Annotated in this window: 16 protein-coding genes, 1 tRNA gene and 2 pseudogenes; 11 read left to right on the forward strand and 8 right to left on the reverse strand. The window is 67.0% G+C overall.

Going from position 1 to position 25,464, the window contains the following annotated elements:
* Positions 1-100: 100 nt before the first annotated feature.
* A pseudogene (locus ABS73_RS11675) lies at positions 101-699 on the forward strand (Mu transposase domain-containing protein); the annotation flags it as partial.
* Positions 629-1,357, forward strand: coding sequence for an IS21-like element ISPkr1 family helper ATPase IstB (gene istB, locus ABS73_RS11680; protein WP_277018005.1), 729 nt, complete (start codon positions 629-631; stop codon positions 1,355-1,357). The pseudogene ABS73_RS11675 and the gene istB, both read left to right, overlap by 71 nt.
* Positions 1,358-1,761: 404 nt before the next feature.
* On the opposite strand, the gene ABS73_RS11685 is transcribed toward istB, so the two are convergent.
* From ABS73_RS11685 to ABS73_RS11705, 5 genes are all read right to left on the reverse strand, one after another.
* Positions 1,762-2,757, reverse strand: a complete 996-nt coding sequence (locus tag ABS73_RS11685; RefSeq protein WP_277018003.1) for an ABC transporter ATP-binding protein — start codon at positions 2,755-2,757, stop codon at positions 1,762-1,764.
* The gene (locus tag ABS73_RS11690; RefSeq protein ID WP_277018002.1) at positions 2,754-3,734 is read right to left on the reverse strand and encodes an ABC transporter ATP-binding protein; all 981 of its coding nucleotides are present in this window, start codon (positions 3,732-3,734) and stop codon (positions 2,754-2,756) included. Before ABS73_RS11690 ends, ABS73_RS11685 begins: the two co-directional genes overlap by 4 nt.
* Positions 3,735-3,741: 7 nt before the next feature.
* A complete protein-coding gene (locus tag ABS73_RS11695) occupies positions 3,742-4,719 on the reverse strand; it encodes an ABC transporter permease (protein WP_277017999.1) in 978 nt (325 codons plus the stop codon).
* Between the two features lie 2 nt (positions 4,720-4,721).
* Positions 4,722-5,705, reverse strand: coding sequence for an ABC transporter permease (locus ABS73_RS11700; RefSeq protein WP_277017997.1), 984 nt, complete (start codon positions 5,703-5,705; stop codon positions 4,722-4,724).
* 75 nt (positions 5,706-5,780) lie between these two features.
* Positions 5,781-7,364 (reverse strand): ABC transporter substrate-binding protein, encoded by a 1,584-nt coding sequence (locus tag ABS73_RS11705; RefSeq protein ID WP_277017995.1) that lies wholly within the window; start codon positions 7,362-7,364, stop codon positions 5,781-5,783.
* A gap of 318 nt (positions 7,365-7,682) precedes the next feature.
* Here ABS73_RS11705 and ABS73_RS11710 point away from each other — a divergent pair, with 318 nt between their 5' ends.
* From ABS73_RS11710 to ABS73_RS11725, 4 genes are all read left to right on the forward strand, one after another.
* Positions 7,683-9,548 (forward strand): sensor histidine kinase, encoded by a 1,866-nt coding sequence (locus ABS73_RS11710; RefSeq protein WP_277017994.1) that lies wholly within the window; start codon positions 7,683-7,685, stop codon positions 9,546-9,548.
* On the forward strand, positions 9,545-10,900 hold the full coding sequence (locus ABS73_RS11715) for a sigma-54-dependent transcriptional regulator (RefSeq protein ID WP_277017993.1): 1,356 nt from the start codon (positions 9,545-9,547) through the stop codon (positions 10,898-10,900). The genes ABS73_RS11710 and ABS73_RS11715 overlap by 4 nt, the downstream gene beginning before the upstream one ends.
* A gap of 193 nt (positions 10,901-11,093) precedes the next feature.
* Complete coding sequence (locus ABS73_RS11720) at positions 11,094-12,068, forward strand: TAXI family TRAP transporter solute-binding subunit (RefSeq protein WP_277017991.1); 975 nt, start codon at positions 11,094-11,096, stop codon at positions 12,066-12,068.
* Between the two features lie 112 nt (positions 12,069-12,180).
* Positions 12,181-14,364: a TRAP transporter permease gene (locus tag ABS73_RS11725; protein WP_277017990.1), complete on the forward strand. Its 2,184-nt coding sequence runs from the start codon at positions 12,181-12,183 to the stop codon at positions 14,362-14,364.
* Between the two features lie 74 nt (positions 14,365-14,438).
* Here ABS73_RS11725 and ABS73_RS11730 read toward each other — a convergent pair.
* The 3 genes and pseudogenes from ABS73_RS11730 to ABS73_RS11740 all read right to left on the reverse strand — a co-directional run.
* Positions 14,439-15,410: pseudogene (locus ABS73_RS11730) on the reverse strand (N-acetylglucosamine-6-phosphate deacetylase); the annotation flags it as partial.
* Complete coding sequence (locus ABS73_RS11735) at positions 15,407-16,240, reverse strand: glucosamine kinase nucleotide-binding domain-containing protein (RefSeq protein WP_277017987.1); 834 nt, start codon at positions 16,238-16,240, stop codon at positions 15,407-15,409. The gene ABS73_RS11735 and the pseudogene ABS73_RS11730, both read right to left, overlap by 4 nt.
* A gap of 130 nt (positions 16,241-16,370) precedes the next feature.
* Positions 16,371-16,455: transfer RNA gene (locus tag ABS73_RS11740), tRNA-Leu, on the reverse strand.
* A gap of 198 nt (positions 16,456-16,653) precedes the next feature.
* Here ABS73_RS11740 and ABS73_RS11745 point away from each other — a divergent pair.
* The 5 genes from ABS73_RS11745 to gltB all read left to right on the forward strand — a co-directional run bounded on the left by ABS73_RS11745 (position 16,654) and on the right by gltB (position 25,426).
* Complete coding sequence (locus ABS73_RS11745; RefSeq protein WP_277017985.1) at positions 16,654-17,637, forward strand: complex I NDUFA9 subunit family protein; 984 nt, start codon at positions 16,654-16,656, stop codon at positions 17,635-17,637.
* Positions 17,637-18,440 (forward strand): undecaprenyl-diphosphate phosphatase, encoded by an 804-nt coding sequence (locus tag ABS73_RS11750; RefSeq protein WP_136857219.1) that lies wholly within the window; start codon positions 17,637-17,639, stop codon positions 18,438-18,440. Before ABS73_RS11745 ends, ABS73_RS11750 begins: the two co-directional genes overlap by 1 nt.
* Positions 18,441-18,589: 149 nt before the next feature.
* A complete protein-coding gene (locus ABS73_RS11755) occupies positions 18,590-20,074 on the forward strand; it encodes an NAD(P)-dependent oxidoreductase (RefSeq protein ID WP_277017982.1) in 1,485 nt (494 codons plus the stop codon).
* Positions 20,075-20,183: 109 nt separating this feature from the next.
* Complete coding sequence (locus tag ABS73_RS11760) at positions 20,184-20,891, forward strand: hypothetical protein (RefSeq protein WP_277017981.1); 708 nt, start codon at positions 20,184-20,186, stop codon at positions 20,889-20,891.
* A complete protein-coding gene (gene gltB / locus ABS73_RS11765; RefSeq protein WP_423805145.1) occupies positions 20,888-25,426 on the forward strand; it encodes a glutamate synthase large subunit in 4,539 nt (1,512 codons plus the stop codon). Before ABS73_RS11760 ends, gltB begins: the two co-directional genes overlap by 4 nt.
* Positions 25,427-25,464 lie beyond the last annotated feature (38 nt).

Raw genomic sequence — 25,464 nt, forward strand, 5'->3', positions numbered from 1 at the left:
TGAAGCGTCGAAACTCCACCTCGATCATACACCTCGATGGCCACCCGAGATTACACCGAACGTGCCGGTGAAATTACACCACGTGCGCGGACACTACCCCTGCCTCGTCCGGTTCGACAAGAATCGCTACTCCGTGGATGGCCGCGCCGTTGGTCGGCCTGTCGAGATCCGAGCTTATGCCGAACGGGTCGAGTTCTGGCAGGACGGCAAGATCGTGGGGCAGCACACTCGAGCTTTCGGACGCGACAAGGCCGTCTACGACCCGCTGCACTACATTCCGGTTCTGGCTCGCAAGCCTGGCGCTCTCCGGAATGGCGCACCCTTCAAGGATTGGACCTGCCGTCGGCAATCAGGCGTGTGCAGCGCAAGCTTGGCAAGGTGCCGAACGGCGACCGACAGATTGTCCAGATCCTGAGCATGATCCCAATCGATGGGCTGGATGCGGTGGACGCTGCCTGTGCCGAGGCCCTGAACGAAGGGGTTCCCGCGGCCTCGGTCGTCATCAACATCCTGGCCCGACATCGGGAGCCGACCCCGCCACTGACCATCGATACGCCGGCCGCATTGCGACTGACCTGCGAGCCAGTGGCCGATTGCAAACGCTACGACAGCCTCAGGAGGCCCAACCATGGAAAGATCAAAGGTGCTGGACGCGATGAGCCAGCTGAAGCTCTACGGCATGAAGGGCGCCTACGATGAGATCATCACCACGGCGGTAAAGCGTCAGCACGAACCGCAACAGATCATCGGCGACCTGCTGAACGCCGAGATCAGCGAGAAGCAGGCGCGCTCGATCAAATACCAGATGACGATCGCCAGGCTGCCGCTGGCGAAAGAGATCGACGAGTTCAGCTTCGAAGAAACGCCGGTCAACGAAACGCTGGTGCGCGATCTGGCCGCCGGGGAGTTCCTTGAACAGCAGCGCAATGTCGTGCTCATCGGCGGCACCGGGACCGGCAAATCCCACCTTGCCGTGAGCATCGCCCGGGCCTGCATCCGACGCGGCAAACGGGGGCGCTTCTTCAATGTCGTGGACTTGGCAAACAAGCTCAATTCTGAAGCTCGCGCCGACCGACAGGGGCGCACGGCGGACCTGCTCTGCCGCCTCGACTTTCTGATCCTCGATGAACTCGGCTATCTCCCCTTCGCGCAGACCGGCGGGCAGCTGCTGTTCCATCTTATCAGCCGCCTCTGCGAGCGCACCTCGATCATCGTGACGACCAATCTCAACTTCGGGGAGTGGCCATCGGTCTTCGGCGACGCGAAGATGACCACTGCGCTGCTCGACCGTCTGACCCATCACTGCGACATCGTCGAAACCGGCAACGAGAGCTGGCGCTTCAAGACCCGTGAATGACCACGACCCCGCTGGCCCGATACGGTTGCGCTATATGGGGGCTACACCGCAGCGGGCCAGCTAACCTGTGCGCTCTACGGGGGTCATTTTGCGATGCCGATAGGGGGGCAAAATTGCGTGCCGATTGACAGCCCGGCCTTTCGGCAGATCGTCGCAACCGGCGTGCCTTCCTCACCCTCCTTCAGGACAAACGCCTGTCTCGCGCTTTTGTGAACCGCGATGCCTTCATCGTTCTCAACTCCTCTACCACCAAAGGAATGCTAGCCGAAAACTCCAGCTTCAAACTGTCCAGTTTTCAGGAAAGAGAGCAGCTTGTGCAGTTCAAATCCGCGCGTTGAACGCATGATGGTGCCAGCGGGCCGGGTTCTGTGACGCGGGTGTGGCCTCGGGGGTTCGTGCTGGGGTCAGATGCGGCCCTCTTCGATGGCGTGGCAGGCGGCGGCCTGGGGGCCGCGGCGGGTCAGGCTGGGGACTTCGCTGCGGCAGCGCGCGTTCGCGAAGGGGCAGCGCGGGTGGAAGGGGCAGCCCGGCGGCGGGTCGATGGGCGAGGGGATCTCTCCCTCGACCTTTTTGCGGCGGCGGCCGGTCATCTCGATGTCGGGGACCGCGTCCAGCAGCATCCGCGTATAGGGGTGCTGGGGGGTGGCGAACAGCGCCTCGGCCTCTCCGACCTCAGCCAGGCGGCCCAGGTAGAGGACGCCGATCTCGGTCGCCATGTGCCGCACGACCTGCAGGTTGTGCGAGATGAAGACATAGGTCAGCCCGAATTCGTCCTGCAGATCCTTCATCAGGTTCAGGATCTGCGCCTGCACGGACACGTCCAGCGCCGATGTCGGCTCGTCGCAGACGATGAATTCGGGATTGGCCGCCAATGCCCGCGCGATGGCGATGCGCTGGCGCTGCCCGCCCGAAAACTGGTGCGGGAATTTCAGCCCGTCCTCGGGCGACAGGCCCACCAGGGTCAGCAGCTCTCCGACCCGCAGGCGCCGGGCGCGGTCGTTCATGGACCGTTCAAAGACGCGCAGTGGTTCCGCGATGATGTCGGTGACGCGCCAGCGCGGGTTCAGGCTGGCCAGCGGGTCCTGAAAGATCATCTGGAACCGGCGGCGCAGACGGCGGGCCTCGGCGCCCTTCAGCCCGCGGGCCAGCGAGGTGCCGTCAAAGACGATCTCGCCCTCGGTCGGCTCCAGCAGGCCCACGATCAGCCGGGCGATGGTCGATTTGCCCGACCCGCTTTCGCCGACCAGCGCGAATGTCTGGCCCTTGGCGACGGTAAAGCTGACATCCTTGACGGCGTTCACATAGGTCTTGTCCAGACCCTCCAGCTTGCGGTTCAGCCAGGGGGCCGAGACGTCGAAGCGCCGCGACAGGTGGCGGACGTCCAGAAGGGTGTCGCTCATGCTTCGGTGACCTCGGGATAGAGCCAGCAGGCCGCGCGTCGTCCGGGCTCGATCTCGGACGCGGCGGGGCGGTGGGTGCGGCATTTGTCAAAGACCTGCGGACAGCGCGGATTGAAGGCGCAGCCCTGCGGGATCGCGTTCAGGCGTGGCATCGAGCCGGGGATATGCACCAGCCGGTCCAGATTTTCGCCCAGTTTCGGAATCGCGCCCATCAGGCCCTGGGAATAGGGGTGCTTGGCGTTCTTGATGACGGATGCGACGGGGCCGATTTCGGCCAGGCGGCCGGCATACATCACCGCAACGCGGTCGGCGGTTTCCGCGATGACGCCCATGTCATGGGTGACCAGCATGATCGCCGCACCGCGTTCGGCGCAGATCTCCTTCATGACGTCGATGATCTGGGCCTGCACGGACACGTCCAGCGCGGTCGTCGGCTCATCGGCGATGACCACCTCGGGGTCGGCGCACAGCGCCAGCGCGATCACCACGCGCTGTCGCATCCCGCCCGAAAACTGATGCGGGTAATCGTCGATGCGTCGCGCGGCATCGGGGATGCCCACATCGTCCAAGAGCTTGATGGCGCGTTTGCGCGCGTCGGCCTGGGACAGCGGCAGGTGGGTGCGGATCGTCTCGATCAGCTGGCGCGAGATCCGATAGAGCGGGTTCAGCGAGGTCAGCGGGTCCTGAAAGATCATGCCGATCCGGCGGCCGCGGATCTTGCGCATCTGGTCGGGGGCAAGGTTGTCGATGCGCTGGTCGCCCAGCCAGATCTCGCCCTTGGCGATGCGGCCGGGCGGGTCGATCAGGCCGATGATGGCGGCGCCGGTCATCGACTTGCCCGCGCCGCTTTCGCCGACCACGCCCAGCACTTCGCCGGGCATGATGTCGAAGGTGATGTCCTGCACGGCGGTCAGGATGCCGCGCCGGGTCGGAAACTCGACCGTCAGGTTGCGGACGGATAGAACGGGTTGTGTCATCATGTCCTCAGCGCAGCTTGGGGTTCAGCGCGTCGCGCAGCCAGTCGCCCAGCAGGTTCACCGACAGCGCCAGCAGGATCAGCGTCAGCGCCGGGAACAGCAAAATCCACCATTCGCCCGAGAACAGGAACTGTTGCCCGATGCGGATCAGCGTCCCAAGAGAGGGCTGCGTCGGCGGCACGCCCACGCCCAGAAAGGACAGCGTCGCCTCCTCGATGATGGCCAAGGCCAGGCCGATCGTGCCGATCACCAGCACCGGTCCCAGGACGTTGGGCAGGACGTGGCGCAGCAGGATCAGGAAGGGATGGACCCCCATGATGCGCGCGGCCGAGACGTAATCCTTTTGCCGCTCGACCATCGTGGCGCCGCGCACGGTGCGCGCGAACTGCGCCCAGTTCGACAGGCCGATGGCGATGATCAGCACCCAGATGGCCATGCTTTCCTGCTGATTGGCGGGGATGACGCCACGCGCGATGCCAAAGATCAGCAGCGCGATCAGGATGCCGGGAAAGGACAGCTGGATATCGGCGATGCGCATGATGATGCCGTCGATCATCCCCCCGTTATAGCCCGCGACCAGCCCCAACGACACGCCAAGCGTGATCGCGAAGGCCGTGGCCATGGCGCCCACAAACAGGCTGATGCGGCTGCCATACATGATGGAGGACAGCATGTCGCGGCCCTGATTGTCGGTGCCCAGGGCATAGCTGTTGCCGGTGAACTGGTTCTCGGTCATCGGCGGGGTAAAGCCGTCCATCAGGTTCAGGCTGGCCGGGTCGAACGGGTTGTGCGGCGCGATCCAGGGCGCCAGGATCGCCATCAGGATCAGCGCCAGCGCCACGACCGTCGCCACGATGGTGATTGGAGACCGGCGCCATGAGTAGAAGATATCGCTGTCCAGCGCGGCTTTCAGCCTGCCTTGCGGCTTGGGCGGCACGATGGGTTTCGCGGCGGGCGCCGGATTGCCCGGGGTGGGGTTCGTCATGGTCATTTTCCGCCTCCGCCGCCATCGACGCGCAGGCGCGGGTCCACGACGTAGTAAAGGATATCGACGATCAGGTTGATCAGCACGAAGACCAGCGCGATGAACATCAGGTACGCGGCCATCACAGGCACGTCGACCACCTGCACCGACACGATGAACAGCGATCCGACGCCGGGCCACTGGAACACGGTTTCAGTCACGATGGCAAAGGCGATCACCGATCCCAGCTGCAGGCCGGTGATGGTCAGCACCGGGACCAGCGTGTTCTTCAGCGCATGGCCGAAATGGATCGCGCGCTGCGACAACCCGCGGGCGCGGGCAAAGCGGATGTATTCGGTGCGCAGCACCTCCAGCATCTCGGCCCGGACCAGGCGCATGATCAGCGTCAGCTGGAACAGCGACAGCGTGATCGCGGGCAGCACCAGCGACCGCAGCCCGCTGTCGGTCATCAGGCCCGTGCGCCACCAGCCCAGATCGACCGTCTGGCCGCGCCCGAAGGACGGAAACCATCCCAGTTCCACCGCGAAGATATAGATCAGCCCGATCCCGATCAGGAAGGTCGGCAGCGATACCCCGATCAGCGACACGGCCATGATCAGCCCGGTCAGGAAGCTGCGCGGCTTCAGCGCAGTGAACACCCCGAGCGTCAACCCGAAGACCAGCGCGATGGTGGCGGATGCAAAGGCCAGCTCCAGCGTGGCGGGCAGGCGCGACAGGATCAGTTCCGTCACCGGCTGCTGCAGGCGGTAGGATATGCCGAATTCGCCCTGCAGCGCATTGCCGACAAAGCGCAGGAATTGCCAGATGACCGGGTCGTTCAGACCCAGCCTGGCGCGCATGATCTCCTGGTCCTCCAGGCGGGTTTCGACGCCGACCATGCTGGCGATCGGGTCGCCCACATAGCGAAAGACGATGAAGGCGATCAGCGCGACGAACAGCATGACCAGCACCGATTGGGCCAGCCTGCGGATGATGAAGGCCAGCATGGGCCAGATCCTCTCGAATAGGGAACCGCCGCGCACGGGGAACGCCCGGGCGCGGCGGTGGTCAGGGCGTCAGGCTTACTCGCCCAGGGTCAGGTCGGTCAGCAGCGGCTGGTTCTCGGGGTGGACCGGAAGCGTCAGCCCGTCGCGCATCGCATAGGCCAGCACCTGGTTGTGGATCGGCAGCAGGACGCGCTCTTCCTTAACGACCTGCCAGATCTCGGCCACGGTGGCGTCGCGGACCTCCATGTCGGTCTCGGTGCCAAGCGACTGGATCTTGGCGTCGAGGTCGGGGTTCGAATAGAGCCCGCCGTTATAGGCGCCGTAGCTGCCATCCTTGGTGTGGACCAGGTCGTTGAAGACATAGGCCGAATCGAAGGTCGGAACGCCCCAGCCCAGCAGGTAGAAATCGGTCGTGTTCGACGTCACCAGCGGCGAGTGCTGCGCCACCGGGCGCGAGGCCAGCGTGACGGTGATGCCGATCCGGCCCAGCATGCCGACGACGGCCTGGCTGATCGCCTCATCGTTGACATAGCGGTTGTTGGGCGTGTCCAGCGTGACGGTAAAGCCGTTCTCGTATCCCGCCTCGGCCATCAGCTCGCGCGCGCGCTCCAGATCGACGGCCGGATAGGCGTCCAGCTCCTCGGTCCAGCCCGCGACGAAGGGCGGGTTGGCGACACCCGTGGGGATCGCTTGGCCGCGCATCACCACCTGGGCGATCGCGTCGCGGTCCACGGCCAGCTCCATCGCCTCGCGCACGCGCGGGTCGTTGAAGGGGTTGGCATCGGTGACGTTGGACGAGGCCAGCGGCTCCTCGCCGAAGCGATAGCCGAAATAGATCACGCGGTTCTCGGGGCCGGTCTCGATCTTGATGCCGTCGGTGCCCTGCAGGCGGTCGATGTCCTGCACCGGCACGTCCTGGACCAGATCGACCTCACCCGACAAGAGCGCCGCGATGCGGGTCGCGTTGTCGGCGATGGGCAGATAGATGATCTCGGTCACGGCGGGGGTGTTCTCGGCCCAGTGGTTCTCGTTCACCGTCAGGACCGAGCGGACATCGACCTCGCGCGATTGCAGGATGTAGGGGCCGGTGCCGTTGGTGTTGCGGACGGCATAGTTGTCCTCGCCCGCGGCATAGTCCTGAACCTCGACCACGTCATTGGCCTCGGACCAGTCCTTGTCCATGATGAAGGTGTTGGTCAGGTTGTTGGGATAGAGCGGCGACGGGCCGGTGGTCTGCACCTCGACGGTATAGTCGTCCACGGCGCGCACCTCGGCCACGTCGACATGCAGCTGGCGCATGTTCGACGCCTCGGACCGGGCGCGGTCCAGCGAAAAGACCACGTCCTCGGCGGTGAAGGCCGCGCCGTCATGGAAGGTGACGCCCTCGCGCAGGGTAAAGACCCAGACCGTCGGGTCGTCCTCCTTCAGCGTCCATTCGGTCGCCAGGCGCGGCTGCAGGTTGCCCTCGGCATCGCGATCGACCAGCGTCTCATAGATGTGGTGGGCAAAGTTATGGGTCACGCCCTGGTTCTGCGAATGCGGGTCCAGCGTCAGCGCATCGGACGCCCGTGCCCACCGCACCGTTTCGGCCGATGCCGCGCCCACGATCATCGTCGAGGACATCAGCGCAAGCCCGAGGCGTGTCATCACCTTCTTCATGGTTCTCTCCCTGGTTTTTGTAACTGGCCGCCGTTCCGGCAGCTGCTGGCAGCAGACAACCTGTTTCGCCGCCCCGATTCAATTGAAAATCGAGCAGGTTGAACAAATGTGCAGGGTTCTTCGTCATTCTGCCCGGGCAGGCGCCGCCCGGCGATCAACCCTTCCCGGCCAAGGGTGGCGGCGTGCCGGTCGCCCCCGCCGCCGATGCGCAGCCAGGGGTCGGGTTGTCGTCTGCGGGACCAAACTGCGCCAGCACACTTGCCCCGGGCGGCGCGGGCGGACATCATGGCGCGGCATCATTCAGGGCAGGGGGGCCGGGTGACCGACGCGACGGGATGGCGGGGCGCACCCCTCTGGCAGGGGGCCCTGGGCTGGCCGGTGACCCGACGGCGCGCGCTGATCGCGCTGGTGGTCGTGGCGGCCGGGCTGGCCGTGGCCATCGGCGGCAACGCCTGGCTGGCGCGCCATTCCATCGCCGCGACCGTCCCGCAGGGAGAGAACATCCTGCGGCTGGCGGTGTCGGGCCTGCGCGGGGAGCTGGCGCGATACGAACGCCTGCCCGACCTGATGGACCGCAGCCCGGTTCTGGTGCGCGCGCTGGCACCCGGGGCGGACCCGGTGCAGATGGCGGCGGCGAACCTGTATCTGCGCCATGTCGCGCAGCTGATGGGGCTGTCGGATGCCTATGTCATGGCGCCCGACGGCACGACCGTGGCGGCCAGCAACTTCGACCGGGATTTCAGTTTCGTGGGTGAGCGGTTCGAATACCGGCCCTATTTCACCGATGCGCTGGCCGGGGGGCAGGGGCGGTTCTCGGCGCTTGGGACGACCTCGGGCAAGCGGGGGTATTATTTCGGGCGGGCGCTGCGGGACCGGGGGCAGATCGTCGGCGTGCTGGTGCTGAAGGTGGACATGGACGCCATCGAGGACAGCTGGCGCGCCGCCGAATACGAGATGATCGTGACCGACGGAGAGGGGATCGTGTTCCTGGCCAGCCGCCGCGACTGGCAGTTCCGCTCCATCGCGGCGCTGACGCCCGAGGCGCGGGCCCGCATCGCCGCCACCCGGCGCTATGACGATGAGCCGCTGATGATGCTGCCCCTGCGACCGGCGGGCGAGGCGGCGGGCCACGACATCCTGCGCCTGGAGTTGCCCGACGCGCGGCGCGAGTTCCTGACCGTCTCCGAGGCCATGCCCGAGGCCGATTGGACGGTGCATGTCCTGCTGGACACCGCGCCCGCGCGGCGGCAGGCGCTGATCGGGACGCTGGCGGCGCTGATGATCCTGGGCGTGGGGGTGGCGCTGCTGATGGCCTGGGCGCAGCGCCGCGCCCGCCTGCGCGAGCGCCTGTCGATCCAGGCCGAGGCGCAGGCCCAGCTGGAGGGGCGCGTGGCTGCCCGCACCGCCGAGCTGGCGCAGCTGAACGCCCGCCTTGGCGCCGAGGTCGACGAACGCCGCGCCACCGAGGCCGAGTTGCGACGCACGCAGCGCCATCTGGTGCAATCGGCCAAGCTGGCCGCCCTGGGCCAGATGTCGGCGGCCCTGTCGCACGAGCTGAACCAGCCCCTGGGCGCGGTGCGCAACTTTGCCGCCAATGCAGTGACCTATCTGGACCGCGACCGCGCCGGGGATGCGCGCCAGAACCTGACCCGCATCCTGTCGCTGACCGACCGCATGACCGAGATCGGCCGCACCCTGCGCAATTTCGCGCGCAAGCCCAATGCCCAGCTGTCGGATGTGGACCTGCATGACGTGCTGCGCGACGCGCTGGAGGTGATCGCCTGGCGCATCGACCGACAGCCCGTCGCGCTGGTCGTCGATCTGCCGCCGGGGCCGCTGATGGTGCGGGCGGGGCCGGTGCGGTTCCAGCAGGTCGTGGTGAACCTGGTGGCCAATGCGCTGGACGCGCTGGACGGGCGGGCCGACGGCGCGATCCGCATCCAGGGGCGGCGCGCGGGCGGGCGCGTCCTGCTGACCGTCAGCGACAATGGCCCGGGCATCGCGCCGGGGCTGGAGGACCGCATCTTCGATCCGTTCTTCTCGACCAAGGGGGTTGGCAGCGGGCTGGGGCTGGGGCTGTCGATCTCGTTCAACATCATCAAGGATTTCGGAGGCGAATTGCGCATCCTTCCCTGCGACTGCGGTGCCGCCTTTCGCATCGACCTGCCCGAGATCGCGCCATGATCGCGGGCCGCATCCTGCTGGTCGATGACGAGCCCGACATGCGCCTGTCCACCGCCCAGGCCCTGGAGCTGGAGGGGTTCGAGGTCGAGGAGGCCCCCGATGCCCAATCCGCGCTGGACCGCGTGGGGTTCGGTTTCGGCGGCATTGTGGTGACCGACATCCGCATGCCGGGCATGGACGGACTGACCCTGATGAGCCGCATCCGAGAGATCGACGTGGACATCCCCGTGATCCTGGTGACCGGGCATGGCGACATCCAGCTGGCCGTGCGCGCGATGCGCGAGGGGGCCTATGATTTCGTCGAAAAGCCCTTTGACAGCGCGCAGCTGGCCGAGATCGCGTCCCGCGCGATGGATTACCGCCGGGTCGTGCTGGAGAACCGGGTTCTGCGCGCGGCGGCGGGGCAGGTGGACGACTTGGAGACGCGTCTGGTGGGGCGGTCGAACGTGATGATCGACCTGCGCCGCCGCTTGCGCACCATCGGCCCGACCGAGGCCGACGTGCTGATCGTGGGCCAGACCGGCACGGGCAAGGAGGTCGTGGCGCGCGCGCTGCACGATCTGTCGCCGCGCGCGGGGCGGCCCTTCATCGCCATCGACTGCGCGGCCCTGCCCGCGGCGCTGATCGAATCAGAGCTGTTCGGCCACGAGGCGGGCGCATTCCCCGGCGCGCTGCGCCCGCGCTATGGCAAGTTCGAACATGCGCGCGGCGGCACCATCCTGCTGGATGAGATCGGCTCGATGCCGCTGGACGTGCAGGGCAAGCTGCTGCGCGTGGTCCAGGACCGGGTGATGTTCCCCCTGGGCGCGGATGAGGGGCGGGCGCTGGACGTGCGCTTCATCGCGACCTCGCGCCAGCCGCTGGAGGAGGAGGTCGCGGCGGGCCGGTTCCGGGCCGACCTGCTGTATCGGCTGAACGTGGTCACGCTGAACATGCCGCCTCTGTCGGCGCGGCGCGAGGATATCCAGCTGCTGTTCATCAAGCTGGTGCAGGAGGCCGCCGCCCGCCATCGCCGCGCCGCCGTGGCCGTGCCCCCCGCCCTGCTGGCCGAGATCGCCGAGCGGTCCTGGCCCGGAAACGTCCGCGAATTGCGCAACGCCGCCGACCGCCATGCCCTGGGCATCGCCCTGCAGCCGGCCGACGACCGCAGCCCCGAACAGCAGCGCCTGGCCCACCGGGTCGCGGCGTTCGAACGCGATGTGATCGTGGCGACCCTGGCGGCGCATGGCGGGCGGCTGAAGCCGGTCTATGAATCGCTTGGCCTGTCGCGCAAGTCGCTCTACGAAAAGATGCAGAAATACATGATCGACAAGACGCATTACGTCGATGCGGGTGACGACCCGGACCCGTGATGGGGGGATTTCCACCCATCCGATGACGCCGATGTTACCGAATCCACCCATCGCGATGGCCCGCGCGCCATTTTCCTGCCCGCGGGGTGCATGGCGGCATTGCGCGCAGGGCATGGCAGGTCCTATCTGGGGGCGCTTTATCGGGCCGCGTCGCGCAAGACGCGCGGCCCCGGAAAAATCTGGGAGGATTTTCATGCGTTTCCTGACCGTCGCCGCCACCGTCGCGGCCACCTTCAGCCTGTCGCCCGCCTTTGCCCAGGACGACCGCGCCGACTGGCCCAGCAGCCTGACCATCGGCACCGCCAGCCAGGGCGGCACCTATTTCATCTATGGCACCGGCCTGGCCGGTCTGATCAGCCAGAACCTGGGCCTGAACGCCTCGGGCGAGGTGACCGGCGGCCCGGTGCAGAACGCCACCCTGGTCGAGACCGGCGATCACCAGATCGGCCTGGTCACCATGGGCCCGGCCTACGAGGCCTGGACCGGCAACAGCGAACTGGCCCCGGGCGTCGAGCATAAGGCCCTGCGCGCCCTGTTCCCGATGTACCAGACCCCGTTCGAGGCCGTGGCGCTGCAGTCGTCGGGCATCGCGGATGTCACCGACATGGCCGGCAAGCGCGTCTCGGTCGGTCCGGCGGGCGGCACCGCCGCCACCTACTGGCCGCGCTTCTTCGAGGTGCTGGGCGTCGAGGCGACCATCAGCTATGCCGGGGCCAATGACGCGACCAGCCAGGTCAAGGACGGCCTGATCGACGCCTTCGCCTTTGCGGCGGGCGTGCCGATCAGCGCCTTTGCGCAGATCGCGGCCGAGAACCCGGTCAACATCTTCGGCTTTACCGAGGAGCAGCGCGCCCAGATCCTTGAGGCGATGCCCGAGGTTGCGGCCTTCGAGGTGCCGGGCGGCATGTATCAGGGCTTTCCCGAGGGACATGGCACGGTCGCCATGTGGAACTTTGCCATCACCCATGAGGACATGCCCGACAGCCTGGCCTATGAGATCACCAAGCTGGTGATGGAAGGCAACGAGGCGATGATGCAGATCCACGCCACCTCGGCCGAGACCCTGCCCGAGAACGCCGACAAGAACACCTTCCTGCCCTATCACCCGGGCGCGCTGCAGTATTTCGACGAGGTCGGGATCGAGATCCCGGCCGAACTGCGCGGCTGAGCGCATTATCCGGGGGCTGCGGCCCCCGGACCCTTTTTTCCCCAGTTTCCCCCCATGATCGGACCGACTGCCCGGACCCCGTCCGCGCGGTCCTTGCCGACGGAGAACCCTCATGTCAGTTGATGCTGCATCCGCGGCAGGGACCGGCCCCGTCATCGCGCAAGGCGTCGATGACGAGCCGATGGCCCCCAACCAGCGCGACGCGCGCGCCCGGACGGGCGTGCTGATCGCGGTCCTGTGCGCCGCCTATACCCTGTTCCACCTGTTCGTCATGGTCATCTATCCGCTGGAGACCTGGACCTATCGCATGATGCATGTCTGCGGTGGCCTGATCATCGGCTTTCTGACCTATTCCGCGCTGACGCAGCGCAGCAACGACGCCGATGCGGCCCCCGCGCGCCGTGGCATGGCCGAACTGGCCCTGCTGGGCGTGGCGGCGCTTGGCGTGGGCTATGGCCTGGCGATCATCGCCTATGCCTGGGGCGCCTGGTGGCTGGCCGGGGTGGCCGCACCCCCCGCCTTCGGGTTCCGCACCTACGGCCTGCCGCTGGCCATCGGGACGGCTGCCGCGGTCATCGCGGGCTGGCTATATTCGTCGCGCGACCGGTCGCGGATCTATCCGGGCGACCTGATCCTGTGCATGGCCTCGATCGCGGTGCTGGGATACATCCTGTTCGTCGTGGGCGCGCTGCGCATGCGGGCGGGCACGGGCATGGCCCAACCGGGCGACCTTTGGGCCGCCGTCACCGGCGTCATCCTGATCCTGGAGCTGACGCGCCGCCTGACCGGCCTTGCGCTGGTGATCATCGTCGGCGTGTTCATCGGCTACAGCTTTCTGGGGCCGTGGCTGCCGGGATTCCTGAACCATCGCGGCTATACGGCCACGCGCTTTTTCACCTACATCTTTACCGATCAGGGTGTGCTGGGCGACCCGATCGCGGTCAGTTCGACCTATATCATCCTGTTCATCGTCTTCGCCGCGTTCCTGCAGGCGTCCAAGGTCGGCGACTACTTCGTCAACTTCGCCTTTGCCTGTGCGGGACAGACGCGGGGCGGGCCTGCCAAGGTGGCGGTGTTTGCCAGCGGGTTGATGGGCATGATCAACGGCACATCGGCGGGCAACGTCGTGTCCACCGGCTCGCTGACCATCCCGCTGATGAAGAAGGTCGGCTATTCGCCGAAATCCTCGGCCGCGATCGAGGCCACGGCCTCCTCGGGCGGGCAGATCCTGCCGCCGATCATGGGCGCGGGCGCCTTCATCATGGCCGAGGTGACGGGCATCCCCTACACCGACATCGTCATCGCCGCGATCATCCCGGCGCTGCTGTATTTCGTGTCGGTCTATTTCATGGTCGACCTTCAGGCGCTCAAGCTGAACATGAAGGGCCTGCCGCGCTCCGAGCTGCCGCGCTTCAACGACCTGATCAAGCAGGTCTATCTGTTCCTGCCGATCATCATCCTGATCTACACGCTGTTCGCGGGCTATTCCGTGATCCGGGCGGGCGCGATGGGCATGGCTGCGGCGGCGATGGTCAGCTGGCTGACCCCCCACAAGATGGGTCCGCGCCAGATCTTCAAGGCCTTGGACATGGGCGCCAAGATGTCCATCCAGATGGTCGCGGTCTGCGCCGCGGCGGGCATCATCGTGGGCGTCATCGCGCTGACCGGGGTGGGCGCGCGGTTCTCGTCGCTGCTGCTGTCGATCGCGGATCAGAACCAGTATCTGGCGATGTTCTTCGCGATGTGCATCTCGATCATCCTGGGGATGGGCATGCCCACCACCGCCGCCTATGCGGTCGCCGCAGCGGTCGTTGCGCCGGGGCTGATCGCCCTGGGGGTGCCGGTGCTGGTCGCGCATTTCTTCGTCTTCTACTATGCGGTGATGTCGGCCATCACGCCGCCGGTGGCGCTGGCCGCCTATGCGGGCGCGGCCCTGTCGGGATCGGACCCGATGAAGACCAGCGTCGAGGCGTTCCGCCTTGGCCTTGCGGCCTTCATCGTGCCCTTCATGTTCTTCGGCTCGCATGAACTGCTGATGCAGGGCGAATGGATCGACATCATCCACGCGACCGCGACCGCGCTTCTGGGCATGTTCCTGCTGTCGGCGGGGGTGATCGGATACTATTTCGGGCACGCCTCGATGGTGGTGCGCCTGATCCTGATCGGGGCCGCGCTGTCGATGACTGCCGTGGGGTGGATGACCGATATCGTGGGCCTGTCCGTGGCCGCCGCGCTGTTCGTCTGGCAGCGCCGGATCGTGACGCCCGCGACCCTGTCGCACGGTCGCGCCGACTGAACACTGGACCGGCCCCCTCCTGCGATCCGCCCCAAAGGCGCGCCGATCAGATCCGCCGGGACCGAGCTCGCCATGGCCAGCGCCCGCGCCAGGTCCGCGCCCGCCGCGACCGCCCCCCGCACCGCCCGGTCCAGCCGCAGATCCGCCCCCGCCAGCGTGCCGTCAGCCAGCGTCAGCCGCCCGTCCCGGCGCAGGATGGCCCGCCCCTGCAGCGTGAATTCCGTCATCCGGGTGCCCGCCACCGCCATGCAATCGCTGACCAGGAACAGTCCGTGCCGCCGCGCGCGCAGCGCCACGCGGAGCGCCGCCGGATCGACATGCACCCCGTCCGCGATCACCCCCGCATGGGCCTCGCCCGACAGCACCGCGCCCACCAGGCCGGGTTCGCGATGGCCCATCTGGCTCATGGCGTTGAACAGATGCGTGGCCGCCCGCGCGCCCGCGTCAAAGGCCGCCTGCGCCTGATCCAGCGTGCAGGCGCTGTGGCCCAGGCTGACGATCACCCCGGCCTGCGCCAGCGCCGCGATCTGATCGGCCGAGGCCGATTCGGGCGCCAGCGTCACCATCAGCGCGGGCAGATGCGCCGCCGCCGCGATCAGCCGCGCCAGATCGGCATCCTCCATCGGCCGGATCAGCGCCGGGTCATGCGCGCCCGCGCGGCGGGGGTCCAGATGTGGCCCCTCCAGGTGCAGGCCCAAGAAACCGGGCGTGCCGGTGGCGCGGATGCCCGCCTCCAGCACGGCGGCGGTGACGGCGGGCGTATCGGTGATCAGCGTGGGCAGCACGCCCGCGCAGCCCAAGGCGCGATGCGCCGCGCAGATCCGCGCCAGCGCCTGCGCATCGGTGCCCGCGCCGACCATCAGCCCCGCGCCGCCATTCACCTGCAGATCGACGAATCCCGGCATCAGGATGCCGTCGCGCGGGCGCAGATCGGCGGGGCGCGGGATCACGTCCAGAATCACCCCACCTTGGGTGACCACCGCCATGTCGTCGTGCAGCGTCTGGCCGTCGAACAGCCGGGTCGCGGCCAGCAGGCGGCGGCTCATGGCGCCAAGGCCCGCGCCATGGCCAGCGCGCCGTCCACGCCGCTGCCCTGTGCGGGCCGCAGGGTCCAGTCGCCCGCCAGGCGTTCGGCATAGACCGGGCCCAGCCCGCCGGTGAAGACCACCGGCAAGTCTTGCCCGCGCTGCAGCACCCGCACCGCATCCGCGATCTGGGACGTGGCCTCGTCCAGGATCGCCCGCGCCGCGGGGTCGTCCGATCCGACCAGCCGGGGGGCCAGCGCGGCAAAGCGGGCGGGTGTGGCGGTCGTGCCAAAGGCGATGATGCCCTCGAACCCGCCGAATTCGTCGCGCAGGGCGGCCAGCAGGGGGGTGTCGGCGATGACCCCGTCGCCCGCGCGCATGGCCTGCGCCAGCAGGGTCCGGCCCAGCACGGCGCCGCTGCCCTCATCGCCCATCAGGAATCCGCGCCCGCCGATCTGCTGCAGCTGTCCGCCGCGCTGCGCGGCCATGACCGATCCGGTGCCCACCGCGACCAGGATGCCGTCGCCGGGGCCAAGCGCGCCGCGTGCCGCCGTGACCGCGTCATTGACCACCAGACGACGCGCGAAGGGCAGGCGGGCCTCCATCGCGCGGGCGGCCGCCGATTGCCCGCCGCCGGCCAGGCCCAGCACCGCGATCAGGTCGCGCCCCTCAGCCCCCGCCTGGACGATGGCGGCGGTGGTGGCGGCCAGGACGCTGGCCGTCGCGCCGAAAGGGTCGGAGTTGATATTGGCCGGCCCGCCCTCGCCCCGCCCCAGGATGCGCCCCTGCGCATCGGCGATGGCCGCCCGGCAGCCGGTGCCCCCGCCGTCTATTCCCAGATACAGCACCATCGCACGTCCCCTTTTTCGCCAAGGGAACGCGACCCGCGCGGAAATGAAAAGAGCCGACCGTCGGCTGATGGAAATTGGGGGGCGCAAAAGCAAACCCCCCGGAAACACGAGGTTTCCGAGGGGTTTATTGTGGTGCCCAGGAGAGGACTCGAACCTCCACACCTTGCGGCACACGGACCTGAACCGTGCGCGTCTACCAATTCCGCCACCTGGGCAGGTAGTATGAGCGGCTGATTAAAGCGAGTGCAGGAGGGCGTCAATGGGGGTCGTGCAACTTTCTTGACAGTTTTTTCGCACCGGCCCGGTTGCGTGGGCGAAGCACGCCCTGCGGCCTTGCGCAGCCTTGCCGCAGGGCAGCCGCTTGGGGTAAGGATCACGCGACATTCGGCACATCAGATGGAGGCGAGACGCCCATGGCAAAACTGGTCACGATCTTTGGCGGATCGGGCTTTGTCGGCCGGCAGGTGGCCCGGCTGATGGCCAAGGAGGGCTGGCGCGTGCGCATCGCCGTCCGCCGCCCCGACGAGGCGCTGTTCACCCGCACCTATGGCGCGGTGGGTCAGGTGGTCCCCGTCCTGTGCAACATCCGCGACGAGATGTCGGTCCGCGCGGCCCTGTCGGGGGCCGATGCCGCCGTCAATTGCGTGAACATCCTGACCCCCCAGGGCAAGAGCAGCTTCAAGGCCGTGTTCGAGGACGGGGCCCAGAACATCGCCCGCCTGTCGGCGGAGATGGGGGTGGCGCGGCTGGTCCATATCTCGGGGCTGGGCATCGACGTCGATTCGGACAGCACATACATCGCGTCGAAATCGCGCGGCGAGGCGGCGGTCCTGGCCGCGCGCGCCGATGCGGTCGTGCTGCGGCCTTCCGTGATCTTCGGGGCCGACGACAATTTCTACAACCGCTTTGCCGGGATGACCCGCATGGGTCCGATGATGCCCATCGTCGGCGCGCGCACCCGCATGCAGCCGGTCCATGTCGAGGATGTGGCCCAGGCCGCCGTCCTGGGCGCGACCGGCGCCGCCGCCCCCGGCATCTACGAGTTGGGCGGTCCCGAGGTGCTGACCATGCGCCAGATCGTCGACCAGGTGCTGACCTCGGTCAGTCGGCGCAAGCTGGTGGTGGGCCTGCCCTTTCCCGTCGCGCGGCTGGCGGCGACGGCCCTGGGCGTGGTGCAGTTCGTTACCGGAGGGCTGTTCACCAGCCCGCTGAGCCGCGACCAGCTGGCCCTGCTGCGCACCGACAATGTGGTGTCGCCCGATGCGCGCGGCTTTGCCGAGCTGGGCATCCAGCCCACCGCCGCGGGGGCCGTCCTCGATTCCTACCTTTGGCGCTTCCGCCCCTCGGGGCAGTACGAGGCGATCAAGGATTCGGCCAAGAACCTGCGCGAGCATTGATGGAACACAATACGATCGTCGCCGCGATCCTCGGGGTTCTCGAGGGTCTGACGGAATTCATCCCGGTCTCGTCGACCGGGCACATCCTGCTGGCGGGGCATTTCCTGGGCTTTGATTCGCCGGGACGCTCGTTCGAGGTGCTGATCCAGCTGGGCGCGCTGCTGGCGATTCTGGGCGTTTATGCCGGGCGGATCATCCAGATCCTGACCGATGCCCCGCGCGACCCGGCCGCGCGCCGTTTCGTGGCGGCCGTGTTGGTGGCGTTTCTGCCCGCGGTCGTCATCGGCGTGATGGCGCATGGCTTCATCAAGACCGTGCTGTTCGAGACGCCGATGCTGATCGCGGTCATGCTGATCCTGGGCGGGCTGGTGCTGCTGTGGGTCGATCGGCGCACCACCCTGCCGCTGTATCACCGGGCCGAGGATTTCCCCCTGCCCATGGCGCTCAAGATCGGGTTCATCCAGTGCCTGGCGATGATTCCCGGTGTCTCGCGTTCGGGGGCGACCATCGTGGGCGCGCTGCTGCTGGGTGCGGACAAGCGGTCGGCGGCGGAGTTCTCGTTCTTTCTGGCGATGCCGACGATGCTGGGCGCGTTTGTCTATGACCTGTGGCAGAATCGCGATATTCTGGATGCGGCGGCCGTGGGCAACATCGCGGTGGGCTTTGTGGCCGCGCTGATCAGTGGCGTGATCGTCGTCCGCTGGCTGTTGGGCTATGTCTCGCGGCGCGGATACGCGCTGTTCGCTTGGTGGCGGATTACGGTTGGAATCCTTGCCATGGTTGGGCTTACGGTATTTGGGTAAGTTATGCTGACCCATTAACGGCCCGCCATGCGCAACTTTTTCGCGCCTGGCGGTAAAAACCGGGTAATAGGTCAGCACTGCTGACTTTTCATCTGAAACGCCTTGCTTTATGGCAGTTGCGGAAGTCCTTTCAGGGAGGTGGCGCAGCCATGGCCACGCAAAAGATGCTGACATTCGTCTCGACCCCGCGCGAGATGCCCGAGAAACGCTCGGCCCAGGACCGCAGCGAGGATTTCCACGAGATCTATCGCGACTTTGCCGCCCAGAAGGCCGCCGAACAGTCCAGCCGCTGCAGCCAGTGCGGCGTGCCCTATTGTCAGTCGCATTGCCCGCTGCACAACAACATCCCCGACTGGCTGCGCCTGACCGCCGAAGGGCGGCTCGAGGAGGCCTATCGCGTCAGCCAGGCCACCAACACCTTCCCCGAGATCTGCGGCCGCATCTGCCCCCAGGACCGCCTGTGCGAGGGCAATTGCGTGATCGAGCAGTCGGGCCACGGCACCGTCACCATCGGCGCGATCGAGAAATACATCACCGACACCGCCTGGGACAACGGCTGGGTTCAGGCCGCCAAGCCTGCGCAGGAGCGGGCGGAATCGGTGGGGATCATCGGCGCGGGGCCGGGGGGCCTGGCGGCGGCGGACATGCTGCGCCGGCAGGGATTCCAGGTCACCATCTATGACCGCTATGACCGCGCGGGCGGGCTGATGACCTATGGTATCCCCGGCTTCAAGCTGGAGAAGGACGTGGTCATGCGCCGCAACCAGCTGCTGGCCGATGGCGGCGTCGAGTTCGTGCTGAACTGCAACGTGGGCGAGGATATCAGCTTTGACGCGATCCGCGGCAAGCATGACGCGGTGCTGATCGCCACGGGCGTCTACAAGACCCGCGATCTGGACATCGACAATGCCGATCATGGCGGCGTGGTCCGGGCGATCGACTATCTGACCGCCAGCAACAAGGTCGAGTTCGGCGATGACGTCCCCGATTTCGAGGACGGAGAGCTGAACGCCAAGGGCAAGCGCGTCGTCGTCATCGGCGGCGGTGACACGGCGATGGATTGCGTACGCACGGCCATCCGGCAGGGCGCGCAATCGGTCAAGTGTCTGTATCGCCGCGACCGGGCCAACATGCCGGGCAGCCAGCGCGAGGTTCAGAATGCCGAGGAGGAAGGTGTTGAATTCGTGTGGCTTTCGGCGCCCGGCGCCTTTACGGGCCATGTGACCGGCGTCGCCGCCGAGGCGCAGGAGCGTGACGTGGACGGCCTTCCCCAGATCGCCTCGGTGCGTATCCAGAAGATGCGCCTGGGCCAGCCCGACGTCACCGGCCGCCAGTCGCCCGAACTGATCGACGGGGCCGATTACGACGAGCCCGCCGACCTGGTTATCAAGGCGCTGGGATTCGAGCCCGAGGACCTGCCCAAGCTGTGGGGCGTGGACGGGCTGGAGGTCACCCGTTGGGGCACGATCAAGGCCAGTTTCCAGACGCACATGACCTCGATTCCCGGGGTCTATGCGGTGGGCGACATCGTGCGCGGTGCCAGCCTGGTCGTCTGGGCGATCCGCGACGGGCGCGAGGCGGCGGAATCGATCGCGGCCTATCTGACGGGCGATGCCCGCGTCGCGGCGGAATAAGGCCGCACCGATGGCGCACAACCCAGTCACAGGGCGTGCACAGGGCGTACACCGACAACGCACGGTGCCTGCGCAGGCCGTTAACCCTTCGCGCAACGGCGCGCGGATCATGGCAGCGATGCTGACCCTTTTGGTCGCGGCCGGTGGGATGCTGGCGGCGGGGCAGGCGGGGGCGGCCAGTTTCACGCCGCCCGCGGGCTGCACGCTGAATGTCACGGTGCAGAACCGCGGCTGTTCGGTCGGGCAGTATTACACCTGCGAGGCCGACCCCGAGGGTCATCAGCGCAGCGCGCATTTCGGGCGCGACGGGCTGTATCACCTGTCCACCATCGACGCCGAGACCCGCTGGATCGAGAGCCAGAGCATGGCCTCGGGGCTGATCGACCGGCTGGTCGAGCAGGCCGAGAGCCATGCCAGTTTCTCGCGTCTGCTGGAGACCGGGCGCGACGATTTCGATTTCTGGACTGAGACGAATGACGGCCAGCGCCTGCATCATCAGGGCCACGACGTCCTGACCGGAGAGACAGTCGAGATCGACGGCCAGCCGCTGGAGCGCACGACCTTCCAGCTGACCACCCGCAGCGCGGATGGCGAGGTTCTGATCACCCGCGAGGGCAGCCAGTATATCAGCCGCCGGTTCAACCGCTTTTACGGCGGCACCGAGACGGGCAGCGACTGGACCGGCGCGCAGACGCAGACCGACGACAGCCCCGTGCAGTTCCTCTTTCCCGGCCAGCCCGGGTTCGGAGCCACAACCCCACAATTCGACTGCGATCAATTGCTGACGCAGATCCCGCAGGAAAGGGCCGCATCATGACCATGGATTGGCAAGCCACCGAGGAAGCCCGCCGCGACTGGATGGACAAGAACAGCCTGTACCGCCAGGAGGACGAGCATTCGTCCTGCGGCGTGGGGTTTGTCGTCGATCTGGGCGGCAAGGCCAGCCGCAAGGTCGTGCAGAACGGCATCGATGCGCTGAAGGCGATCTGGCATCGCGGCGCGGTGGATGCGGATGGCAAGACCGGCGACGGCGCGGGCATCCATGTCCAGATCCCGGTGCCCTTCTTTTATGACCAGATCCGCCGCACGGGCCACGAACCCGATCAGGGCAAGCTGATCGCGGTCGGCCAGGTGTTCCTGCCACGCACCAACTTTGCCGCCCAGGAGGCCTGCCGGACCATCGTGGAATCCGAGGTCCTGCGGATGGGCCACTATATCTATGGCTGGCGGCACGTGCCGGTGAACACCGGCGTGCTGGGCGAAAAGGCCAATGCCACCCGCCCCGAGATCGAGCAGATCCTGATCCGCTGCGAGAAGGACATCGACCAGGTCCGGTTCGAGCGCGAGCTGTACGTGATTCGCCGCCGGATCGAAAAGGCCGCCATCGCCGCCCAGATCGCGGGGCTGTATTTCTGTTCGCTGTCCTGCCGGTCGATCATCTACAAGGGTATGATGCTGGCCGAGCAGGTGGCCGAGTTCTATCCCGACCTGAAGGATGAGCGGTTCGAGAGCGCATTCGCGATCTATCACCAGCGGTATTCGACCAACACTTTCCCGCAGTGGTGGCTGGCCCAGCCCTTCCGCATGCTGGCCCATAACGGCGAGATCAACACGCTGAAGGGCAACCTGAACTGGCTGCGCAGCCATGAGATCCGCATGGCATCGTCTGCGTTCGGCGACGCGGCCGAGGATATCAAGCCGATCGTGCCTGCCGGGTCGTCGGATTCAGCGGCGCTGGATGCGGTGTTCGAGGTTCTGGTCCGGTCGGGGCGTTCTGCGCCGATGACCAAGACGATGCTGGTGCCGGAAAGCTGGTCCAAGGCCACGACCGACATGCCCAAGGCCTGGGCCGACATGTACGCCTATTGCAACGCGGTGATGGAGCCGTGGGACGGCCCCGCGGCGCTGGCCATGACCGACGGGCGCTGGGTCTGCGGCGGTCTGGACCGCAACGGGCTGCGCCCCATGCGCTATGTCGTGACGGGCGACAACCTGTTGATCGCGGGCTCTGAGGTGGGGATGGTCCCGGTCGATGAGACCGGCGTGCGCGAAAAGGGCGCGCTGGGGCCGGGGCAGATGATCGCGGTCGATATGTGGGACGGCAAGCTGTACCACGACACCGAGATCAAGGACCGCCTGGCCGGCAGCCAGCCCTTCGGCGAGTGGATCGAGAAGGTCACCGAGCTGAACGACATCATGCGCGACCTGCCCGAGGTGGTGCGGTATCAGGGCGACGCCCTGCGCCGCCGCCAGACCGCCGCCGGGTTCACGCATGAGGATCTGGAGCATGTCCTGGCCCCCATGGCCGAGGATGCCAAGGAGGCCATCGCGTCCATGGGCGACGACACGCCGCCCGCGGTCCTGTCGAACCAGTACCGCCCGATGAGCCATTTCTTCCGCCAGAACTTCAGCCAGGTGACGAACCCGCCGATCGACAGCTTGCGCGAGACGCGGGTGATGAGCCTGAAGACGCGGTTCGGGAACCTGAAGAACGTGCTGGACGAGAGCAGCGCGCAGACCGAGATCGTGGTGCTGGAAAGCCCCTTCATCGCGAATGGCGAATTCGACAAGATGGTGACGATGTTCGGCGACACGGTGACGGTCATCGACTGCACCTTTGCCGACGATGCCGGGCCGGACGCCCTGGGCGAGGGGCTGGCGCGCATCCGGGCCGAGGCCGAGGATGCCGTGCGGTCGGGGGCGGGCCATCTGGTCCTGTCGGATGACGCGCAGGGCCCCAGCCGCGTGGCGATGCCGATGATCCTGGCGACCAGCGCGGTGCACAGCTGGCTGGCGCGCAAGGGGCTGCGGACGTTCTGCAGCGTCAATGTGCGGTCGGCGGAATGCATCGACCCGCATTATTTCGCGGTGCTGATCGGCTGTGGCGCGACCACGGTGAACCCCTATCTGGCGCAGGATTCGATCAATGACCGGATCGAGCGGGGCCTGCTGACCGGCACGCTGGTCGAGAACATGCGCCGCTATCGCACCGCCATCGATGCGGGCCTGCTGAAGATCATGGCCAAGATGGGGATCTCGGTCCTGTCCTCCTATCGCGGCGGTCTGAACTTTGAGGCGGTGGGTCTGAGCCGTGCGATGGTCGCGGAGTATTTCCCCGGCATGCAGTCGCGGATCAGCGGCATCGGTCTGCACGGCTTGCAGGCCAAGCTGGAATGGCTGCATCAGGTCGCGTTCCACACCGACAATGTCGACATGCTGCCGGTCGGCGGCTTCTACAAGCTGCGGCGGACGGGCGAAAAGCACGCCTGGGAAGCCAACACCATGAAGCTGTTGCAGGTGGCCTGTGAAAAGGCGTCCTATGACATCTGGAAGCAGTTCAGCGCCACGATGCGGGCCAACCCGCCGATCCACATTCGCGACCTGCTGGACATCAAGCCGTTCGGCAAGCCGGTGCCCATCGAGGAGGTCGAATCGATCACCTCGATCAGGAAGCGGTTCGTGACGCCGGGGATGTCGCTTGGGGCGCTGTCGCCCGAGGCGCATATGACGCTGAACATCGCCATGAACCGGATCGGCGCGAAATCCGATTCGGGCGAGGGCGGAGAGGACCCGGCGCACAGCCACCCGCTGCCCAATGGCGACAACCCCTGCGCCAAGATCAAGCAGGTGGCGTCGGGCCGCTTCGGCGTGACCGCCGAATACCTGAACGCCTGCGAGGAGCTGGAGATCAAGGTGGCCCAGGGCGCCAAGCCCGGCGAGGGCGGCCAGCTGCCCGGCATGAAGGTCACCAAGCTGATCGCGCGGCTGCGGCATTCGACGCCGGGCGTGACGCTGATCAGCCCGCCGCCGCACCACGATATCTATTCCATCGAGGATCTGGCGCAGCTGATCTATGACCTCAAGCAGATCAACCCGCGCGCCAAGATCACCGTGAAGCTGGTGGCCTCCAGCGGCGTGGGCACGATCGCGGCAGGCGTGGCCAAGGCCAAGGCCGACGTGATCCTGATTTCGGGGCACAATGGCGGCACGGGCGCGTCGCCCGCGACCTCGATCAAGTTCGCGGGTCTGCCGTGGGAGATGGGCCTGACCGAGGCGCATCAGGTTCTGGCCATGAACCGCCTGCGCGAGCGGGTGACGCTGCGCACCGATGGTGGTCTGCGCACGGGCCGCGACATCGTCATGGCGGCGATGATGGGGGCCGAGGAATACGGCATCGGCACCGCCGCCCTGATCGCGATGGGCTGCATCATGGTCCGCCAGTGCCAGTCGAACACCTGCCCGGTGGGCGTCTGCACCCAGGACGAAAAGCTGCGCGCCATGTTCACCGGATCGGCGGACAAGGTGGTGAACCTGATCACCTTCTATGCCCAGGAGGTGCGCGAGATTCTGGCCTCCATCGGCGCGCGGTCGATCGATGAGATCATCGGGCGTGCTGACCTGCTGACCCAGGTCAGCCGGGGCGCGGCGAACCTGGACGATCTGGACCTGAACCCGCTGCTGATCACCGTCGATGGCGCGGACAAGATCGTCTATGACCGCACCAAGCCGCGCAACGCTGTGCTGGACACGCTGGACGCCGAGATCGTCAAGGACGCCGCGCGCTTCTTTGAGGATGGCGAGAAGATGCAGCTGTCCTATGCGGTCAGGAACACGCACCGGACCATCGGCACGCGCACGTCGTCGCTGATCGTGCAGAAGTTCGGGATGCGCAACAGCTTGCAGCCCGACCACCTGACGGTGCGTCTGACGGGCAGCGCCGGGCAGTCGTTGGGCGCCTTCGCGGCGCCGGGGCTGAAGATCGAGGTGTCGGGCGATGCCAACGATTACGTGGGCAAGGGCCTGTCGGGGGGCACCATCGTGGTGCGTCCGCCGATGGCCAGCCCGCTGGTCGCGGCCGACAACACGATCATCGGCAACACGGTCCTGTATGGCGCGACGAACGGCTATCTGTTCGCGGCGGGCCGTGCCGGAGAGCGGTTCGCGGTTCGCAACAGCGGTGCATCGGTGGTGATCGAGGGCTGCGGGTCGAACGGTTGCGAATACATGACCGGCGGCGTGGCCGTGATTCTGGGTCGGATCGGCGCGAACTTTGGCGCGGGCATGACCGGGGGGATGGCCTATCTGTATGACCCCGATGGGCTGGCGTGCGATTACATCAACCCCGAGACGCTGGTGATGTGCCCGGTCACCCAGGATCACTGGGAGGATCAGCTGAAGGGCCTGATCGAACGGCACCTCAAGGAGACCGGGTCGCGTCGCGCCGACGAGATCCTGTCGAACTGGGAGCGGGAGAAGGGCAACTTCCTGCAGGTCTGCCCCAAGGAGATGCTGCAGCACCTGACCCACCCGATCGAGGCCGTCGAGGTCCCGAGCGCGGTTCCCGCCGAGTGATCGCGGCGCGGCACCCTTGCGGGGCCGCGTCCCGCTTT

The organism is Paracoccus sp. SCN 68-21 (assembly GCF_001724535.1).
Lineage (GTDB): Bacteria > Pseudomonadota > Alphaproteobacteria > Rhodobacterales > Rhodobacteraceae > Paracoccus > Paracoccus hibiscisoli.

What these genes read in the sequence shown, in the direction of transcription:
- istB (WP_277018005.1), top strand. Translation starts at nt 629, where the DNA reads ATGGAAAGATCAAAGGTGCTGGACGCGATGAGCCAGCTGAAGCTCTAC.
- ABS73_RS11685 (WP_277018003.1), bottom strand. Translation starts at nt 2,757, where the DNA reads ATGAGCGACACCCTTCTGGACGTCCGCCACCTGTCGCGGCGCTTCGAC.
- ABS73_RS11690 (WP_277018002.1), bottom strand. Translation starts at nt 3,734, where the DNA reads ATGACACAACCCGTTCTATCCGTCCGCAACCTGACGGTCGAGTTTCCG.
- ABS73_RS11695 (WP_277017999.1), bottom strand. Translation starts at nt 4,719, where the DNA reads ATGACGAACCCCACCCCGGGCAATCCGGCGCCCGCCGCGAAACCCATC.
- ABS73_RS11700 (WP_277017997.1), bottom strand. Translation starts at nt 5,705, where the DNA reads ATGCTGGCCTTCATCATCCGCAGGCTGGCCCAATCGGTGCTGGTCATG.
- ABS73_RS11705 (WP_277017995.1), bottom strand. Translation starts at nt 7,364, where the DNA reads ATGAAGAAGGTGATGACACGCCTCGGGCTTGCGCTGATGTCCTCGACG.
- ABS73_RS11715 (WP_277017993.1), top strand. Translation starts at nt 9,545, where the DNA reads ATGATCGCGGGCCGCATCCTGCTGGTCGATGACGAGCCCGACATGCGC.
- ABS73_RS11720 (WP_277017991.1), top strand. Translation starts at nt 11,094, where the DNA reads ATGCGTTTCCTGACCGTCGCCGCCACCGTCGCGGCCACCTTCAGCCTG.
- ABS73_RS11725 (WP_277017990.1), top strand. Translation starts at nt 12,181, where the DNA reads ATGTCAGTTGATGCTGCATCCGCGGCAGGGACCGGCCCCGTCATCGCG.
- ABS73_RS11735 (WP_277017987.1), bottom strand. Translation starts at nt 16,240, where the DNA reads ATGGTGCTGTATCTGGGAATAGACGGCGGGGGCACCGGCTGCCGGGCG.
- ABS73_RS11745 (WP_277017985.1), top strand. Translation starts at nt 16,654, where the DNA reads ATGGCAAAACTGGTCACGATCTTTGGCGGATCGGGCTTTGTCGGCCGG.
- ABS73_RS11750 (WP_136857219.1), top strand. Translation starts at nt 17,637, where the DNA reads ATGGAACACAATACGATCGTCGCCGCGATCCTCGGGGTTCTCGAGGGT.
- ABS73_RS11755 (WP_277017982.1), top strand. Translation starts at nt 18,590, where the DNA reads ATGGCCACGCAAAAGATGCTGACATTCGTCTCGACCCCGCGCGAGATG.
- ABS73_RS11760 (WP_277017981.1), top strand. Translation starts at nt 20,184, where the DNA reads ATGGCAGCGATGCTGACCCTTTTGGTCGCGGCCGGTGGGATGCTGGCG.
- gltB (WP_423805145.1), top strand. Translation starts at nt 20,888, where the DNA reads ATGACCATGGATTGGCAAGCCACCGAGGAAGCCCGCCGCGACTGGATG.